The sequence below is a fragment of the Streptomyces roseofulvus genome (assembly GCF_039534915.1).
Taxonomy (GTDB): domain Bacteria; phylum Actinomycetota; class Actinomycetes; order Streptomycetales; family Streptomycetaceae; genus Streptomyces; species Streptomyces roseofulvus.
Genome location: NZ_BAAAWE010000001.1, coordinates 5,211,622 through 5,227,045, shown reverse-complemented (window position 1 = coordinate 5,227,045; position 15,424 = coordinate 5,211,622). Strand labels below are relative to the sequence as shown.

Genomic DNA, 15,424 nt, shown 5'->3' with positions numbered 1-15,424 from the left:
GCCGTGTACAGTGACCGCCATGTCCATCGGTCACACCCTTCTCGGACTTCTCGAAACGGGCCCGCGCCACGGCTACGACCTCAAGCGCGCCTTCGACGAGCGGTTCGGCCACGACCGGCCGCTCCACTACGGCCAGGTCTACTCGACGATGTCCCGCCTCCTGAAGAACGGCCTCGTCGTCGTCGAGGGCGTCGAGCCCGGCGGCGGCCCCGAGCGCAAGCGGTACGCGATCACCGACGCCGGCGTCACCGACGTCGCCCAGTGGCTCGCGACCCCCGAGAAGCCGGAGCCGTACCTCCAGTCCACGCTCTACACCAAGGTCGTCCTCGCCCTGATGACCGGCCGCGGGGCCGCCGGGCTCCTCGACACCCAGCGCGCCGAGCACCTGCGCCTGATGCGCGAGCTCACCCGCCGCAAGAAGGACGGTGACCTCGCCGACCAGCTCATCTGCGACCACGCCCTCTTCCACCTGGAGGCCGACCTGCGCTGGCTGGAACTGACCGCCGCCCGTCTCGACCGGCTCGCCGAGGAGGTCCGCCGATGACCCTCCTCCGTGCCGAGGGCCTCACCAAGGCGTACGGCCCCACCCCCGCGCTCTCCGGCGCCGACTTCGCCCTGCGCGCCGGCGAGGTCGTCGCCGTCATGGGCCCGTCCGGCTCCGGCAAGTCCACCCTGCTGCACTGCCTCGCCGGCATCGTCCGCCCCGACGCCGGCACCCTCACCTACGACGGGCGCGACCTCACCGCCCTCTCCGACACCGCCCGCAGCGCCCTGCGCCGCACCGACTTCGGCTTCGTCTTCCAGTTCGGCCAGCTGGTCCCCGAGCTGACCTGCGCGGAGAACGTGGCCCTGCCGCTGCGACTGAACGGCGAGAAGCGGAAGGCCGCCGAGGCCCGGGCCGCCGAATGGCTCGCCCGGCTGGAGGTCGACGACACCGCGGGCAAGCGCCCCGGCGAGATATCCGGCGGCCAGGGCCAGCGGGTCGCCGTGGCCCGCGCCCTGGTCGGCTCCCCGCGCGTGATCTTCGCCGACGAACCGACCGGCGCCCTCGACTCCCTCAACGGCGAGCGGGTCATGCGGCTGCTCACCGACGCCTCCCGGGACACCGGCGCCGCCGTCGTCCTCGTCACCCACGAGGCCCGCGTCGCCGCCTGGTCCGACCGCGAGGTCGTGGTCCGCGACGGCTCCGTCCGCGACACCGAGTGGGCCGCGTGAGCCCGGGCGGCTGGGGCCGCGACCTGACCCTCGGCGCCCGCTTCGCCGTCACCGGCGGCCGCTCAGGACTGCTCCGCACCCTGCTCACCGCCGCCGGCGTCGGCTTCGGCGTGGCCCTGCTCCTGCTCGCCTCCTCGCTGCCGAACATGCTCTTCCAGCGGGAGGTCCGGGAGTCGGCCCGCGCCGCCGACGCCTCCCACGAGGTCACCACCCCCCGCCCCGACACCTTCCTCCACTACACGCAGCACACCTCCTTCCGGAGCGAGCCGCTCACCGGCCTGCTGATCCGGCCCGAGGGCCCGAAGGCCCCGGCGCCGCCCGGGACGACCGGGGTGCCCGCCGAGGGCGAGATGCTGGTCTCCCCCGCCCTCGCCGACCTCCTCGCCTCCCCCGACGGCGCACTGCTCCGCGACCGGCTCCCCTACAAGGCCGTCGGCACGATCGGCCAGGACGGGCTGATCGGCCCGAACGAGCTCCGGTACGTGGCCCACGCCGGCTTCCTCACCACCGACAACTACGACGGGCGCGCCGAGCGCTACGGCTGGTCGGTGCCCGAGGAGCCGATGAACGCCTTCCTGCTCCTCCTCGTCGTCATCGCGTACGTCGTGCTGCTGCTGCCCGTCCTGGTCTTCATCGCGACCGCCGCCCGCTTCGGCGGCGAGCAGCGCGACCGCCGGCTCGCCGCGCTCCGGCTCGTCGGCGCGGACAACGCCACCACCCGCCGGGTCGCGGCCGGCGAGTCGCTGGCCGGCGCCCTGCTCGGCCTGGTCTTCGGCGCCGGACTGTTCCTGGTCGCCCGGCAGTTCGCCGGGAGCGTGGAGATCTGGGACGTCAACGCCTTCCCGGCGGACGTCGTCCCGCAGACCGCGCTGGCGCTCCTCGTGCTGGCCGTGGTGCCGGTCGCCTCCGTCGTCGTCACCCTCCTCGCCCTGCGCGGGGTGGCCATCGAACCGCTGGGCGTGGTGCGGAGCTCCACCCCGCGCCGCCGCCGGCTCTGGTGGCGGCTGCTGATCCTCGCCGCCGGGGCCGCGCTGCTCGCCCCGACGGTCGGCGACATCGGGATCCAGGACACCGGCATCGACACCGTCACCATCGGCGGCGGCACGATCCTCGTGCTGATCGGCCTGACCGGGCTGCTGCCGTGGCTGGTCGAGTCGTCGGTGAAGCGGCTGCGCGGCGGCCCGGTCTCCTGGCAGCTCGCCGTGCGCCGGCTCCAGCTGTCCAGCGGCACCGCCGCCCGCGCGGTCAGCGGGATCGTGGTCGCGGCCGCCGGGGCGATCGCGCTCCAGATGCTCTTCCAGGCGATGGAGCGGGACCTCACCTCCGCCACCGGCCACGACACCACCCGGGCCCACCTGCAGGCGAGCCTGGACGTGCGGGACGGCGGCGAGGCCGGCCGGGCGATCGACCGGCTGACGGCCGTCGACGGCGTCGTCGCGGCGATCGGCACGATCGACTCGCACGTCTTCCGGCCCGGCCCGCTGCGGCCCGGCGAGGACTTCGCGCCGCTCACCCCGATCGCCGTCGGCGACTGCGCCTCGCTCCGCGAGTACGCCACGCTGCCGTCCTGCGCGGACGGGGACGTCTTCGTGGTCAGGCCGAAGCCGGGCGCCACCGACGCCCCCGACGACGGGTGGATCGCGAAGACGGCCCGCCCCGGCGCCCAGGTCGCGCTCCGCGACCCCGGGGAGCACAAGGGCGCCATGCCGCTGTGGCGGGTCCCCGGCGACACCCGGACCGTGACGGCCCGCCCGGACCCGGCCGGAATGAACCACTACGGGCTGCTCGCCACCCCGAAGGCGATCGACGCGGCCCGCCTGGAACACCCGCGGGCCGAGGTGATGGTCCGGCTCGACCCGGCCCGGCCGGACGCCCCCGAGCTGGTACGGAACGCCTCCCTGGAGGTCGACCCGACCGCGAACGTCCGCGGGCTCAGCGACACCGAGCAGAGCGCCCGCTTCCTCAGCGTCCGCACCGGCATCCTCGTCGGCTCGACCCTGACGATGCTGCTGGTGGCGGCCTCCCTGCTGGTCACGACCATGGAGCAGCTGCGGGACCGCAAGCGCCTGCTCTCCTCGCTGGTCGCCTTCGGCACCCGCCGCACGACCCTGTGCTGGTCGGTGCTGTGGCAGACGGCGGTGCCGATCGCCGTCGGCCTCGCCCTCGCGGTGGCCGGCGGTCTGGGCCTCGGCTCGGTGCTGCTCGCGATGACGGAGCAGCGGGTGCGCGACTGGACGGTCTTCCTCCCGATCGTCGGCATCGGCGCCGGCCTCATCGCCGCGGTGACGCTGCTGAGCCTGCCGCTGCTGTGGCGGCTGATGCGCGCGGACGGGCTGCGCACGGAGTAACCCGTCGGGCGGATGTACGAGGCGGATGGAGGGACGGGGCGCGGGTTCCCGGCGTCGGGGGGCGCCGGGAGCCCGCGCCCGCGTGCGGTCAGGCGTCCGGGCCGAGCACCCGTACGGGAAGCGCCGCCAGCTCCTCGCGCAGCGCCTCGGCCAGCTCCTCGAACTCGGCCTGGCGGGCCGCGCCGGACCGCATCGCGAGGGCGACCCGGCGGGTGGGGGCCGGGGCGGTGAAGGAGCCGGTGCGCAGGGCGGGGTCGCGGGCGGTCTCGACGGTGACGGCGGTGCGCGGCAGCAGGGTCACGCCGAGCCCGCCGGCGACCAGCTGGACCAGGGTCGACAGGCCGGCCGCGGTGGTGGTGACCTCGGCGCCGTCCGCGCGCCCGGCCTCACGGCACACGTCGAGGGCCTGGTCGCGCAGGCAGTGCCCCTCGTCGAGCAGCAGCAGCCGCAGCTCCCGCAACGCCTCGCGGGGGATGTCGTCCCGGCCGGCCAGCGGGTGCCCCTCCTCGGTGACCAGCACGAAGTCCTCGTCGAAGAGCGGGAGTTCGGTGACACCGGGGACGCCGAGCGGCACGGCGAGGAGCAGCAGGTCGAGGCGGCCGGCGGCGAGGCCCTCCAGGAGCGAGGAGGTCTGCTCCTCGTGGACCTGGAGGTCGAGCTCCGGGTAGCGGCGGTGGGTCAGCCGCAGCACGGCCGGCAGCAGATAGGGGGCGACGGTCGGGATGACGCCGAGGCGGAGCACGCCGGTGAAGGGGGCGCGGGCGCCCTCGGCCTCCTCCATCAGCTCGGCGACGGCGTCGAGGACGGCCCGGGCGCGGACCGCGAGGCGCTCGCCGGCGGGCGACAGCAGCACCTTGCGGGTGGTCCGCTCCAGCAGCTGGACACCGAGTGCCTCTTCGAGTGCCGAAACCGCGCCCGAGAGCGCGGGCTGGCTCATGCCGATGGCGGCTGCCGCGTCCCGGAAGTGCAGATGCTCGGCGACCGCCGCGAAGGCCCTGAGCTGGGAGAGGCTGGGCTGCTTGGCGCGCTGGGGGGTGTACGGGGATGCCACTGATAACCACCTTCGATCAACACGACCCACTCTAGCTATTTCCCTGATCAATGCACTGCGTGCCATGCTGTGATCCGTCCAACCCCTCATGGAAGCCCCCAAAAGGGACCCTTCCGTCTCGCAAGGAGAGCGTGTGCTCACTGTCGGTGACCAGTTCCCCACCTACGACCTGACCGCCTGCGTGTCGCTGGAGAGCGGCAAGGAGTTCGCGCAGATCGACCACAAGTCCTACGAGGGCAAGTGGCGCGTGGTGTTCTTCTGGCCGAAGGACTTCACCTTCGTCTGCCCGACCGAGATCGCCGCGTTCGGCAAGCTGAACGACGAGTTCGCCGACCGTGACGCCCAGATCCTCGGCGTCTCCGGCGACTCCGAGTTCGTCCACCACGCCTGGCGCAAGGACCACGCGGACCTGCGTGACCTGCCCTTCCCGATGCTCGCCGACTCGAAGCACGAGCTCATGCGCGACTGCGGCGTCGAGGGCGAGGACGGCTTCGCCCAGCGCGCCGTCTTCATCGTGGACCCGAACAACGAGATCCAGTTCACCATGGTGACCGCTGGTTCCGTGGGCCGTAACCCCAAGGAGGTCCTGCGGGTCCTCGACGCCCTGCAGACCGACGAGCTCTGCCCCTGCAACTGGAACAAGGGCGAGGACACCCTCGACGCCGGCAAGCTCCTGGCCGGTGAGTGACCATGGCGCTCGATGAGCTGAAGGCCGCCATACCGGACTTCGCCAAGGACCTGAAGCTGAACCTCGGCTCGGTCATCGGCAACAGCGACCTCCCGCAGCAGCAGCTGTGGGGCACGGTGCTGGCCTGCGCGATCGCCTCGCGCTCGCCGAAGGTGCTGAAGGAGCTGGAGCCCGAGGCCCAGGCGAACCTGAAGCCCGAGGCGTACCAGGCCGCCAAGTCCGCCGCCGCCATCATGGCCATGAACAACGTCTTCTACCGGACCCGGCACCTGCTGTCGGACCCCGAGTACGGGACGATGCGGGCCGGCCTGCGGATGAACGTCATCGGCAACCCGGGCGTCGAGAAGGTCGACTTCGAGCTCTGGTCGCTCGCCGTCTCCGCGATCAACGGCTGCGGCCAGTGCCTGGACTCGCACGAGCAGGTCCTGCGCAAGGCCGGTGTCGACCGCGAGACGATCCAGGAGGCGTTCAAGATCGCCGCGGTGATCCAGGCGGTCGCCGTCACCCTGGACGCGGAGGCCGTCCTCGCCGAGTAGGCGTCGGCCGACGTACGGAGGAAGGGCCCCGGAGCACGCGCTCCGGGGCCCTTCCCCATGCCCACGGCTACTTCTTGAGCGCCGCCATCAGCGCCAGGGCGTCCTGGGTGAGCGGCACGTCGACCCCGGAGAGGTCGGGCGCTCCGCGCTGGACGATCTCCCCGTCCTCGGTCTCGTAGTGGGTCCGGTACACGTCGAGCTCCAGCACGGCCTGGCCGTCGAGCACCCGCAGGACCCCGCCGTCCTCGCCCGCGTCGCCGAAGAACGCCTGCTCGCCGACGCCGCCGATCGGCTCCATCAGGTCGAAGCCCTTGGCCAGCGCCGCGAACTCGGGCCCGGGGTCGGTCAGCTTGTGCAGGGTGTAGGTGATGTTGACGCTCTGCTCCCGCTCGCCCTCGCCGAAGGCGACCGTGCAGGACCGCCGCTGCAGCGCCGGATCGTCCAGGTCGGGATTGGTCGCGTCGGCGATGCGCTCGCCGAGGACGGCGCCCATGCCCTTCAGCTCGGCCAGCACGCACAGGTCGTCGACCTCTTCGTACCCGCCCAGGTCCACTCCCGGCTCCGACCGGACGAGCCCGTGGGCGTACAGCCCGGCCCCCCACACCGCCGAGGCGACCACCGCGCCGCCGACCGCCCACAGCCAGGGCGCACGGCCCCGGGGCGGGCGGGGCGTGCGCTCCCGCTCCTCGGTCAGCACCTCGACGGTGGCGTAGGGGGCGCCGCCCTCCAGCTCCGGTTCGGATATCACGCCTTGCCCTTCCCCTCGGGCGAGCCGGGCGCCGGGGTGGGCGCCACCTCGAAGGCGGTCGCCCCGCGCGGCTCGGGAGAGGTGAGCAGCCCCGGTTCGTGACTCCACGCCTTCAGGTAGCCGACGACGGTGTTGGCGACCGCGACGAGCGGGACGGCGACGACGGCGCCGCCGATGCCGGCGGTCAGCCCGCCGGCGGCGACCGCGAGGACGACGGCCAGCGGGTGGACGCGGACGGCCCGGCCGAGGATGAACGGCTGGAGGACGTGCCCCTCGATCTGCTGCACCGCCAGGACGACCACGAGCACCATCAGCGCGGTGAACACGCCGTTGGTGACGAGGGCGACCAGCACCGCCAGGGCGCCGGAGATGACGGCGCCGACCAGCGGGATGAAGGCGAAGAGGAAGATGAAGACGGCGAGCGGGACCGCCATCGGCACGTCGAGGAAGTAGAGGCCGAGGCCGATGAAGACGGCGTCGATGAGGGCGACCAGGACGGTGCCGCGCACATAGGCGGTGAGGGTGCGCCAGGCGCGCGGACCGGCGCCGGCGACGCCGGGCCTGGCCTGCGCGGGGACGAGCTTGAGCGTCCACTCCCAGACCTTCTTCCCGTCGTACAGCAGGAAGAGGGTGGAGAACATGGCGAGCAGGATGCCGGTCATGGTCTCGACGATCACGGTCACGCCCTGGAGTCCGGCGGAGGTGATCTGCTCGGCGTTGGCGCCGATGGTGTCGCTGAGGTTCTTGGCGATGTCGTTGATCTGGCGCTCGGTCACGTGGAACGGGCTGTCCAGGAGCCAGCGCTTGAGCTCCTCGATGCCGTCCCTGACCCGGTCGGTGAGGTTGTCGATGTTGTCCATCACCTGCCACACCACGAACCAGCCGACCAGGCCCATCACGACGAAGCCGGAGATGGCGGTGATGGCGGTGGCGAGCCCGCGCGGCACGCCCATGCCCCGCAGCCGGGCGACGGTCGGCTGGAGCAGCGCGGTCACCAGGAGGGCGGCCACGAAGGCGAGGACGACGAGCTGCACGGAGCTGATGACCCGCATCAGCACCCAGACGGTGCCGGCGAGGACGAGCAGCCGCCAGCCGGCCTCGCCGGCGACCCGCAGCCCCCACGGGATGGCGGCGACCGGGTCGGGCCGGGCGGGGACGGCCGGGGCGTAGGCCGGCGGGGCGGGGACGGTACGGCCCTCGGCGACGGCGGCGGGTGCGGCGGCGGGTCCCTCGGCGGGCGCGGCGGCCGGCGGCGCGGTCTCCGGACCCGGCGTCACCGGCGGCCGCTCGTACGGCGGTCCGGCCGACGCGGCCCGCTCGGCCTCGGCGCGCCGGGCGTGCAGTTCGCTTCCGATGCGGCTGATGCCCTCGCCCAGTCGGTTCAGCCAGCCTGGCAGTCTCGACATCTCGTCCCTCTTCCCCCCGTTCGGTCCCTGGCAACCTACACGCAGGAAGCCCCGCACCGTAGGACGGTGCGGGGCTTCCCGGGGTTGAGCGCTCGCCGGTCTAGTACCAGCGGTTGGCCTGCCAGAACGACCAGGCGCCGCAGGGGCTGCCGTACCGGCCGTTCATGTAGCTGAGGCCCCACTTGATCTGGGTGGCGGGGTTGGTCTGCCAGTCGGCGCCGGCCGAGGACATCTTGCTGCCCGGCAGCGCCTGGACGAGACCGTAGGCACCGGAGGACGGGTTCGTCGCCCGGTAGTTCCAGCCGGACTCGTGGTCCACGATGTTGCTGAAGCACTGGAACTGGGATTCCGGGATCATCTGGCGGGCGATCGCCTTGACCTCGGAGATGGAGTACGAGCCCTGGGCGGAGAAGCTCGACGCGTCGCGGACGGCCTCGCGGCTGGCGCGCTCGGCCTCCTCGCGGGCCTCCCGCTCCTCGCGCTCCTTCTTCTCCTGCTCGGCCTTCTCGTCGGCGGCCTTCTTCTTCGCCTCGGCGTCCTCGGCGGCCTTGAGGCGGGCGGCCTCCTCGGCGCTCCTGCGCGCGGTGGCGTCCGCGGCGGCGGCCTGGACGTCGGCCTGCTCCGCCAGGGAGGCGACCTGCACCTGCGCCTGGGAGCCCGCGGGGATGTCCGCGAGCAGGGTGGTGTCGGCCGCGGTGGCCTCGAAGTTGTCGTCCGAAGTGGCCTGGGCGGCGTTGCCCGTGGCAACTCCGACGACGGCGCCGACGGTGGTGACCGCAGTGGCAGACGCCACCGCGAATCCCCGGACCGAGATCCGGCTCACACGGTTTCCTTCCAGCATCGCCCGCAGCGGTGACCACGCGGGCGAAATCGTGCCCCTGGCGCTGGTCTTCGTCGTACCGGGTCACAGAAGACACGGGCCCGTGGTGCTGTGGGCGGCATACGGCGTCGGCTGTGGAGTTGTGCGGTGCTGCGGTGTGCCTCTTCGAACGCTCGAAGGTGCACGGGTGCCGTATGCGGGGCCTGACGGAAGCAAGACTCTGCCGGACGCGGACGCCGCAAGGCAATTCCGTGTTGCGTGTGAAAGCTCACACCTCGTTGGGCGCAGGTGTTTTGACGGATGTTGCGGACACGGGGGCGCCGCCCGGCTAAGCTCCTGCGCTTCGCCGGGCGGCGCCAACTCCCGTACGGGAGTGAAAGGGTACGAAACGGGCTTACAGGTGGCCGTCCTCCAGCATCTCGGTGACCAGGGCCGCGATCGGGGACCGCTCCGAGCGGGTCAGCGTGACGTGCGCGAAGAGCGGATGCCCCTTCAGCTTCTCGACCACGGCGACGACTCCGTCGTACCGCCCCACCCGCAGGTTGTCCCGCTGGGCCACGTCATGGGTGAGCACCACCCGCGAATTCGCCCCGATACGGGACAGAACGGTCAACAGGACGTTCCGCTCCAGGGACTGGGCCTCGTCGACGATGACGAAGGCGTCGTGGAGCGAGCGGCCCCGGATGTGGGTGAGCGGAAGGACCTCCAGCATCCCCCGGGACAGCACCTCCTCGATCACCTCGCGGCCGGCGACCGACGACAGCGTGTCGAAGACCGCCTGCGCCCAGGGGCTCATCTTCTCGGACTCGCTGCCCGGCAGATAGCCGAGGTCCTGGCCGCCGACCGCGTACAGCGGACGGAAGACCATCACCTTCTGGTGCTGACGGCGCTCCAGGACCGCCTCCAGGCCCGCGCAGAGCGCCAGCGCCGACTTGCCGGTGCCGGCCCGGCCGCCCATCGAGATGATGCCGACCTCCGGGTCGAGCAGCAGGTCGAGCGCGATCCGCTGCTCGGCGCTGCGGCCCCGGATCCCGAACGCCTCCCGGTCGCCGCGGACGAGCCGCACGTTCCCGTCGGCGCCGACCCGGCCGAGCGCCTTGCCGCGCTCCGACTGGAGCACCAGGCCGGTGTGCACGGGCAGCTCGGACGCCTCCGGCACGTACAGCCGCTCCTGGTCGTAGAGGAGGTCGATCTGCTCGGCGGAGAGGCTCAGCTCCGACATCCCGGTCCACCCGTTGGCGTCCGTGATGGCGAGTTCGGCGCGGTACTCCTCGGCGAGCAGGCCCACCGAGGACGCCTTGATGCGCAGGGGCAGGTCCTTGGAGACGACGGTGACGTCGTACCCCTCCGCCTGGAGGTTGCGCGCGACGGCGAGGATCCGGGAATCGTTGTCGCCGAGCCGGTAGCCGGCCGGCAGGACACCGGGGTCGGAGTGGTTGAGCTCGACGCGCAGCGTGCCGCCCAGGTCCCCGATGGGCAGGGGGGCGTCCAGGCGGCCGTACCGGACCCGGAAGTCGTCCAGCAGGCGCAGCGCCTGCCGGGCGAAGTAGCCCAGCTCGGGGTGGTGCCGCTTCGCCTCCAGCTCGGTCACCACCACGATGGGGAGCACGACCTCGTGCTCCTCGAAGCGGGACATCGCCTTGGGGTCGGCGAGCAGGACGCTGGTGTCGAGAACATAGGTGCGCCGGTCGGAAAGACGGCGCTTCGTGCTGGTCACCACGGAAGGACAGACCCCCTCTGAAGACCCGAAAAAGGCCGGGGTGCGACGGAATCACCGTTGTCGCGGCGGAATGGGACCGGGATCGGACCGCCGAGCGCGGGCCGAACACCGGCCCTCCGCTTCTCCCGTGCGTGTCCCGCACGGTCGTCCTGGTGCAAGGGGCCTCCCGGGTGGCGGTCTCCGTGCCGCTCACTTCACCAGGCTTATGCCCTCGAACACCGCTCGCCATGCCACGGCATATGACGGCGTGTTCATGAACGTCCGGTGACTCCCCCGGGCCCCCGTTCCGCGCGGAGGGGGGGTGGACTCAGGTGCCGTAGCGCCGGTGCCGGGCGGCGTAGTCGCGCAGCGCCCGCAGGAAGTCGACCTTGCGGAAGGCCGGCCAGTGGACCTCGCAGAAGTAGTACTCGGAGTGCGCGCTCTGCCACAGCATGAATCCGGACAGGCGCTGCTCGCCGCTGGTGCGGATGACCAGGTCCGGGTCGGGCTGCCCGCGCGTGTACAGGTGCTCCGAGATGAGGTCGATGGAGACGGTCTCGGCCAGCTCCTCGAAGCTGGTGCCGCGCTCGGCGTGGTCGAGGAGGAGCGAGCGGACCGCGTCCGCGATCTCCTGCCGGCCGCCGTAGCCGACGGCCACGTTGACCAGTATCCCGGTGTTGGTGCGGGTGGCCTCCTCGGCCTCCTTGAGGACCGTCTGGGTCCTGCCCGGCAGCAGGTCCATGGTGCCGACGTGGTGCACCCGCCAGCGGCCGTCGGCGGCCAGCGCGCGCACGGCGTTCTCGATGATGCCGAGCAGCGGGACGAGCTGCTCCTCGGGGCGGTTCAGGTTGTCCGTGGAGAGCATCCAGAGCGTGACGACCTCGACGTCCGTCTCGGCGCACCAGCCGAGGAGCTCCTGGATCTTGTCCGCGCCTGCCTTGTGTCCCTGCTCGGGCGTCCCGCCGGACGCCTTGGCCCAGCGACGGTTGCCGTCGAGGATGACGCCGATGTGCTTGGGCACCTGGTCGTGGTCGAGACGGCCTTCCACCCGGCGTGCGTAGAGCCCGTACACCAGGTCGCGCAGGTTCACTGTTCTTTACCCCTCCATGGGCGGGCGGTTCGCAAGCCGCCACACTACTGCGGCCGGATGAAGGGTCCCAGTCCGGGAGCGTCACAACTCCGTACGGCTCTGTCACAGGTCCGTGATAAGCAGAGATATGTGACTGAATCCCCCCTCTACCGCGCAGCCGCGGAGCGCTACGACTCCATGGAGTACCGGCGCTCGGGCCGCAGCGGGCTCAAGCTCCCCGCCGTCTCCCTCGGCCTCTGGCACAACTTCGGCGACGACCGCACGCTCGACTCGCAGCGGGCGATCCTGCGCCGCGCCTTCGACCTCGGCGTCACCCACTTCGACCTGGCGAACAACTACGGTCCGCCGCCCGGCTCGGCCGAGCTGAACTTCGGCAAGATCTTCGCCCAGGACTTCGCGCCCTACCGGGACGAGCTGATCGTCTCGACCAAGGCGGGGTACGAGATGCACCCCGGCCCGTACGGCGAGTGGGGCTCCCGCAAGTACCTGCTGTCGTCGCTCGACGCCTCCCTGAACCGGATGGGCCTCGACTACGTCGACATCTTCTACTCGCACCGCTTCGACCCGGAGACCCCGCTGGAGGAGACCATGGGGGCGCTCGCCTCCGCGGTCCAGCAGGGCAAGGCGCTGTACGTCGGCGTCTCCTCGTACAACGCGGAGCAGACCGCCGAGGCCGCGCGGCTCCTGCGGGAGATGGGCGTCCCGGCCCTGATCCACCAGCCCTCGTACTCGATGATCAACCGCTGGATCGAGGACGACGGGCTGCTCGACACCCTGGAGACGGCCGGCATGGGCTGCATCTCCTTCGTGCCGCTGGCCCAGGGCCTGCTGACCGGCAAGTACCTGAAGGGCATCCCGGAGGGCTCCCGCGCCACCCAGGGCAAGTCCCTCGACCCGGGCCTGCTCTCCGACGAGGTGCTGCGCCGGCTGCACGGCCTGGCGGACATCGCCGAGCGGCGCGGGCAGTCGCTGGCCCAGCTGGCGCTGAAGTGGGTGCTGCGCGACCCGCGGATGACCTCGGCCCTGATCGGCGCGTCGAGCGTCGCGCAGCTGGAGGAGAACGTGGCGGCGCTGGCCTCCGCGCCGCTCACGGACGCGGAGCTGAAGGAGATCGACTCCTTCGCCGTCGACACCGCCGGCACCAACATCTGGGCGGGCCGGGGCTGACCTCCCCCGGCGCCTGAGGGCGGCAAAAAGAAAACGGGCCGGTCCGTGGGGGGGGGGATACGGACCGGCCCGAGGGGGGGGTTCCACCATAACCCTTCGTAAGTCGGGTCGCGCGCCACGTGCGCCGAACGAAGCGGCCGGATTTCCCCGGATCCCAAGCGCCCCAAGGGCTCCGGGCCCCTGTGGCGGGTTTGCGCCCCGGCGTGGCGGCGGAGTTCCGTCCCTCCGACGGGGGAACGCCCGGCATTGACGACCGGCCTGGTGGACGCGGGTGGCGTGGCACTCCGCGACGGCCCGGTGGCGCTGCGGAGCCGCGCCGCCCGCGGCGGCGCCGGGTGTGTTCAGGGCAGGGCGGTGAAGGCACCGAGGGCCAGGCCGAGCAGGGCGCCGGAGAGCATGAAGGGGCCGAACGGGATCGCGGAGGAGCGGCCCGCGCGGCCGAGGAGGACCCGCCCGAAGCCGTATCCCGCGCCGAGCAGGAAGCCCAGGAAGGCGCCGGTGAAGAGCACGCCCCAGCCGTACCAGCCGAGGGCGGCGCCCAGCGGCAGGGCGAGCTTCACGTCGCCGAAGCCGAGGCCCTGCGGGCTGATGAGGTGCAGCGCGAGATAGCCGCCGCCGAGCGCGGCCGCGCCGAGCAGGGCGTCGGTCCAGGACCCGGCGTCGTACGGGAGGAGTTCGGCGGCCCCCAGCAGCAGCGGCACGGCGACCGCGAGCGGCAGGGTCAGCCCGTCCGGCAGCCGCTGCACCCGGACGTCGACACAGCCCAGCAGGACGCCGAAGGGCGCGGCGAGCAGCCAGACGGCGAGCTCGGGCCGGGGCCCGCCGGTGGCGGCGGCGAGCAGCGCGCAGACCAGCGCGGTCAGCACCGGCACGGCGAACGGCGCGGGCGTCGTCGCGCACCCGGCCCGGCCGGGCCCGCCCAGCCAGCCGCCGGCCGGACCGACGAGCCGGTGCCCCGCGGGACACCGCTCCCGCCAGGGCTCATCGGGCTGCACGGAGAGCCGGTACGCGGCCCGCGGCACGAGCAGCCCGACGGCGGCGCCCCACAGGGCGGCGAGCACGATCAGCGACGGGTACACGGCCTGACCTTAGGTCTAAGGTCGGGCGCATGGGGCGGAGTTGGCGGGACGGGACGGGCACGCTGGCGGTGCCGGGCGGCGCGGCGGTACCGGTGGAGATCGCGGCCTCGTACCGGGCGCGGCGGCGCGGGCTGCTGGGCCGGGACGGGATCGCGGGGGCGATGCTGCTGACCCCGGCGAACAGCGTGCACACCTTCGGCATGGGCTTCCCCATCGACGTCGCCCATCTGGACCGGGAGCTGCGGGTGCTCTCCGTCGTCACGATGCGCCCGGGCCGGCTCGGGGCGCTCCGGTTCCGCGCCCGGCACGTGCTGGAGGCGGAGGCGGGCGCGATGGCGGGCTGGGGGCTGCGGGTGGGGACGCGGCTGACGGTGACGGCCGGACCGGCACCCGGTCAGGGCGGCCCGGATCCCAGCAGCGTGAAGGCGCCGTAGCCGGCGGAGGCCAGGGCGAGCACGGCGAGGACGGTGGCGGTGGTGCGGGTGCGGAGGCGGGCGAGCGCGGCGGCGGGCGGCAGCAGCAGTCCGAAGGCGGGCATCATCAGGCGCGGCCGGGAGCCGAAGTACGCGGCGCCGACGAGCGACAGCACGACGACGCCGACCGTGTAGAGGAGCAGCGGCAGCGGCTGGCGCTGCCGCACGCACAGCACGACCAGCCAGGCCAGAAGCGCGAGGGCCGCGCAGAGGCCGAGCGCTGCGGGCCGGGGCAGCGCGGCGACGAAGCGGGCGAGGGCGACGCCGCCGTCGACGGAGTTCCCCCAGGCGGCCTGCACCTCGACGTACGCGGTGGCGCTCGACTCGCGGACGCCGACGTACACGACGTACCCGAGCCAGCCGAGCGGCGCGAGCAGCACCCCGGCCACCGTCCGCCACGGCAGCCGCCGGTCCCGGACCAGGGTCACGAGGGCGGTGACGCCGAGGGCGGCGACCAGCGCGGCGGCCGTGGGCCGGGTGAGTCCGGCGCCCGCGCAGAGCAGCCCGGCGAGGATCCACCGCCCGCGCAGCACCGCGTACAGCGACCAGGCGGCGAACGCGGTGAACAGGGTCTCCGTGTACGCCATCGACTGCACGAACGCCGTCGGGTACACGCCCCACAGCACCGCCAGCACCACCCCGGCCCGGGCCGAGACGACGTGCTCGCCGCACCGGAAGATCCCCCAGGCGGCGACGACCGAAGCGGTCCAGGAGACCACCAGCCCGGCACCAGCGGCGTCCAGCGGCGAGACCGCCGACAGGACCCGCTCCAGGGCCGGAAGCAGCGGAAAGAACGCCAGGTCGGAGTGGACGTCCCCGTTCGGCAGCGTGACCGTGTACCCGTACCCGTGCTCGGCGATCCGCACGTACCAGACCGAGTCCCACCGCCCGCTCAACCGGTGGAACCCGTCCTTCCCGACCCCGGCCGCGACCCCGGCGAGCACGACGAGCCCGATCACCCGGGTGACGGCGTAACCGCCGAGGGCGAGCAGAAGCGGGGAGGGGCGCGTGCGGCTGCCGGGGGCGCTGGTGGTGCGGGTGGACGGGGGCATGCGGACGATTATCCGAGGCGCCGGACGGTCCGGGTGCCGGAGGGGAGGCGCT

General features: G+C 72.9%; 15 protein-coding genes. 7 read left to right on the top strand and 8 right to left on the bottom strand.

Features of this window, described 5'->3' with window-relative positions:
• Positions 1-19 precede the first annotated feature (19 nt).
• From ABFY03_RS24350 to ABFY03_RS24340, 3 genes are read left to right on the top strand one after another with little or no spacing between them, the layout of a single operon-like run.
• A complete protein-coding gene (locus ABFY03_RS24350; RefSeq protein WP_319012362.1) occupies positions 20-544 on the top strand; it encodes a PadR family transcriptional regulator in 525 nt (174 codons plus the stop codon).
• Entirely contained in the window at positions 541-1,215 is a 675-nt protein-coding gene (locus ABFY03_RS24345; RefSeq protein WP_346170841.1) for an ABC transporter ATP-binding protein, read from the top strand. Before ABFY03_RS24350 ends, ABFY03_RS24345 begins: the two co-directional genes overlap by 4 nt.
• Positions 1,203-3,563, top strand: coding sequence for an FtsX-like permease family protein (locus ABFY03_RS24340; RefSeq protein ID WP_386723651.1), 2,361 nt, complete (start codon positions 1,203-1,205; stop codon positions 3,561-3,563). Before ABFY03_RS24345 ends, ABFY03_RS24340 begins: the two co-directional genes overlap by 13 nt.
• Positions 3,564-3,651: 88 nt before the next feature.
• On the opposite strand, the gene ABFY03_RS24335 is transcribed toward ABFY03_RS24340, so the two are convergent.
• Positions 3,652-4,614, bottom strand: a complete 963-nt coding sequence (locus tag ABFY03_RS24335) for a LysR substrate-binding domain-containing protein (RefSeq protein ID WP_319012359.1) — start codon at positions 4,612-4,614, stop codon at positions 3,652-3,654.
• Between the two features lie 133 nt (positions 4,615-4,747).
• Between ABFY03_RS24335 and ABFY03_RS24330 the strand changes: the two genes are divergently transcribed.
• Together ABFY03_RS24330 and ABFY03_RS24325 are read left to right on the top strand one after the other, a co-directional pair.
• Positions 4,748-5,302 carry a peroxiredoxin gene (locus tag ABFY03_RS24330; RefSeq protein WP_031011300.1) on the top strand — a complete coding sequence of 185 codons (555 nt, stop codon included), beginning with the start codon at positions 4,748-4,750 and terminating at the stop codon, positions 5,300-5,302.
• Between the two features lie 2 nt (positions 5,303-5,304).
• On the top strand, positions 5,305-5,838 hold the full coding sequence (locus tag ABFY03_RS24325; protein ID WP_031011298.1) for an alkyl hydroperoxide reductase: 534 nt from the start codon (positions 5,305-5,307) through the stop codon (positions 5,836-5,838).
• A gap of 67 nt (positions 5,839-5,905) precedes the next feature.
• Here the strand turns inward: ABFY03_RS24325 and ABFY03_RS24320 are convergent, their stop codons facing one another.
• The 5 genes from ABFY03_RS24320 to ABFY03_RS24300 all read right to left on the bottom strand — a co-directional run bounded on the left by ABFY03_RS24320 (position 5,906) and on the right by ABFY03_RS24300 (position 11,601).
• On the bottom strand, positions 5,906-6,586 hold the full coding sequence (locus ABFY03_RS24320; protein ID WP_319012358.1) for a hypothetical protein: 681 nt from the start codon (positions 6,584-6,586) through the stop codon (positions 5,906-5,908).
• The gene (locus tag ABFY03_RS24315) at positions 6,583-7,992 is read right to left on the bottom strand and encodes an AI-2E family transporter (protein ID WP_319012357.1); all 1,410 of its coding nucleotides are present in this window, start codon (positions 7,990-7,992) and stop codon (positions 6,583-6,585) included. Before ABFY03_RS24315 ends, ABFY03_RS24320 begins: the two co-directional genes overlap by 4 nt.
• A 100-nt stretch (positions 7,993-8,092) precedes the next feature.
• Positions 8,093-8,815 (bottom strand): aggregation-promoting factor C-terminal-like domain-containing protein, encoded by a 723-nt coding sequence (locus tag ABFY03_RS24310; RefSeq protein WP_319012356.1) that lies wholly within the window; start codon positions 8,813-8,815, stop codon positions 8,093-8,095.
• 391 nt (positions 8,816-9,206) lie between these two features.
• On the bottom strand, positions 9,207-10,532 hold the full coding sequence (phoH2, locus tag ABFY03_RS24305) for an RNA 5'-3' helicase PhoH2 (protein WP_319012355.1): 1,326 nt from the start codon (positions 10,530-10,532) through the stop codon (positions 9,207-9,209).
• A 307-nt stretch (positions 10,533-10,839) separates the two neighbouring features.
• Positions 10,840-11,601, bottom strand: coding sequence for an isoprenyl transferase (locus ABFY03_RS24300; RefSeq protein ID WP_319012354.1), 762 nt, complete (start codon positions 11,599-11,601; stop codon positions 10,840-10,842).
• A 129-nt stretch (positions 11,602-11,730) separates the two neighbouring features.
• On the opposite strand from ABFY03_RS24300, the gene mgrA reads away from it, so the two are divergent.
• Positions 11,731-12,768, top strand: a complete 1,038-nt coding sequence (gene mgrA / locus ABFY03_RS24295) for an L-glyceraldehyde 3-phosphate reductase (protein ID WP_319012353.1) — start codon at positions 11,731-11,733, stop codon at positions 12,766-12,768.
• 341 nt (positions 12,769-13,109) lie between these two features.
• Here mgrA and ABFY03_RS24290 read toward each other — a convergent pair whose 3' ends face one another.
• Positions 13,110-13,847 carry an A24 family peptidase gene (locus ABFY03_RS24290; protein ID WP_319012352.1) on the bottom strand — a complete coding sequence of 246 codons (738 nt, stop codon included), beginning with the start codon at positions 13,845-13,847 and terminating at the stop codon, positions 13,110-13,112.
• A gap of 29 nt (positions 13,848-13,876) precedes the next feature.
• Here ABFY03_RS24290 and ABFY03_RS24285 point away from each other — a divergent pair, with 29 nt between their 5' ends.
• Entirely contained in the window at positions 13,877-14,281 is a 405-nt protein-coding gene (locus ABFY03_RS24285; RefSeq protein ID WP_319012351.1) for a DUF192 domain-containing protein, read from the top strand.
• On the opposite strand, the gene ABFY03_RS24280 is transcribed toward ABFY03_RS24285, so the two are convergent.
• Positions 14,242-15,372, bottom strand: coding sequence for a mannosyltransferase family protein (locus ABFY03_RS24280; RefSeq protein ID WP_346170839.1), 1,131 nt, complete (start codon positions 15,370-15,372; stop codon positions 14,242-14,244). The genes ABFY03_RS24285 and ABFY03_RS24280 overlap by 40 nt on opposite strands.
• Positions 15,373-15,424 lie beyond the last annotated feature (52 nt).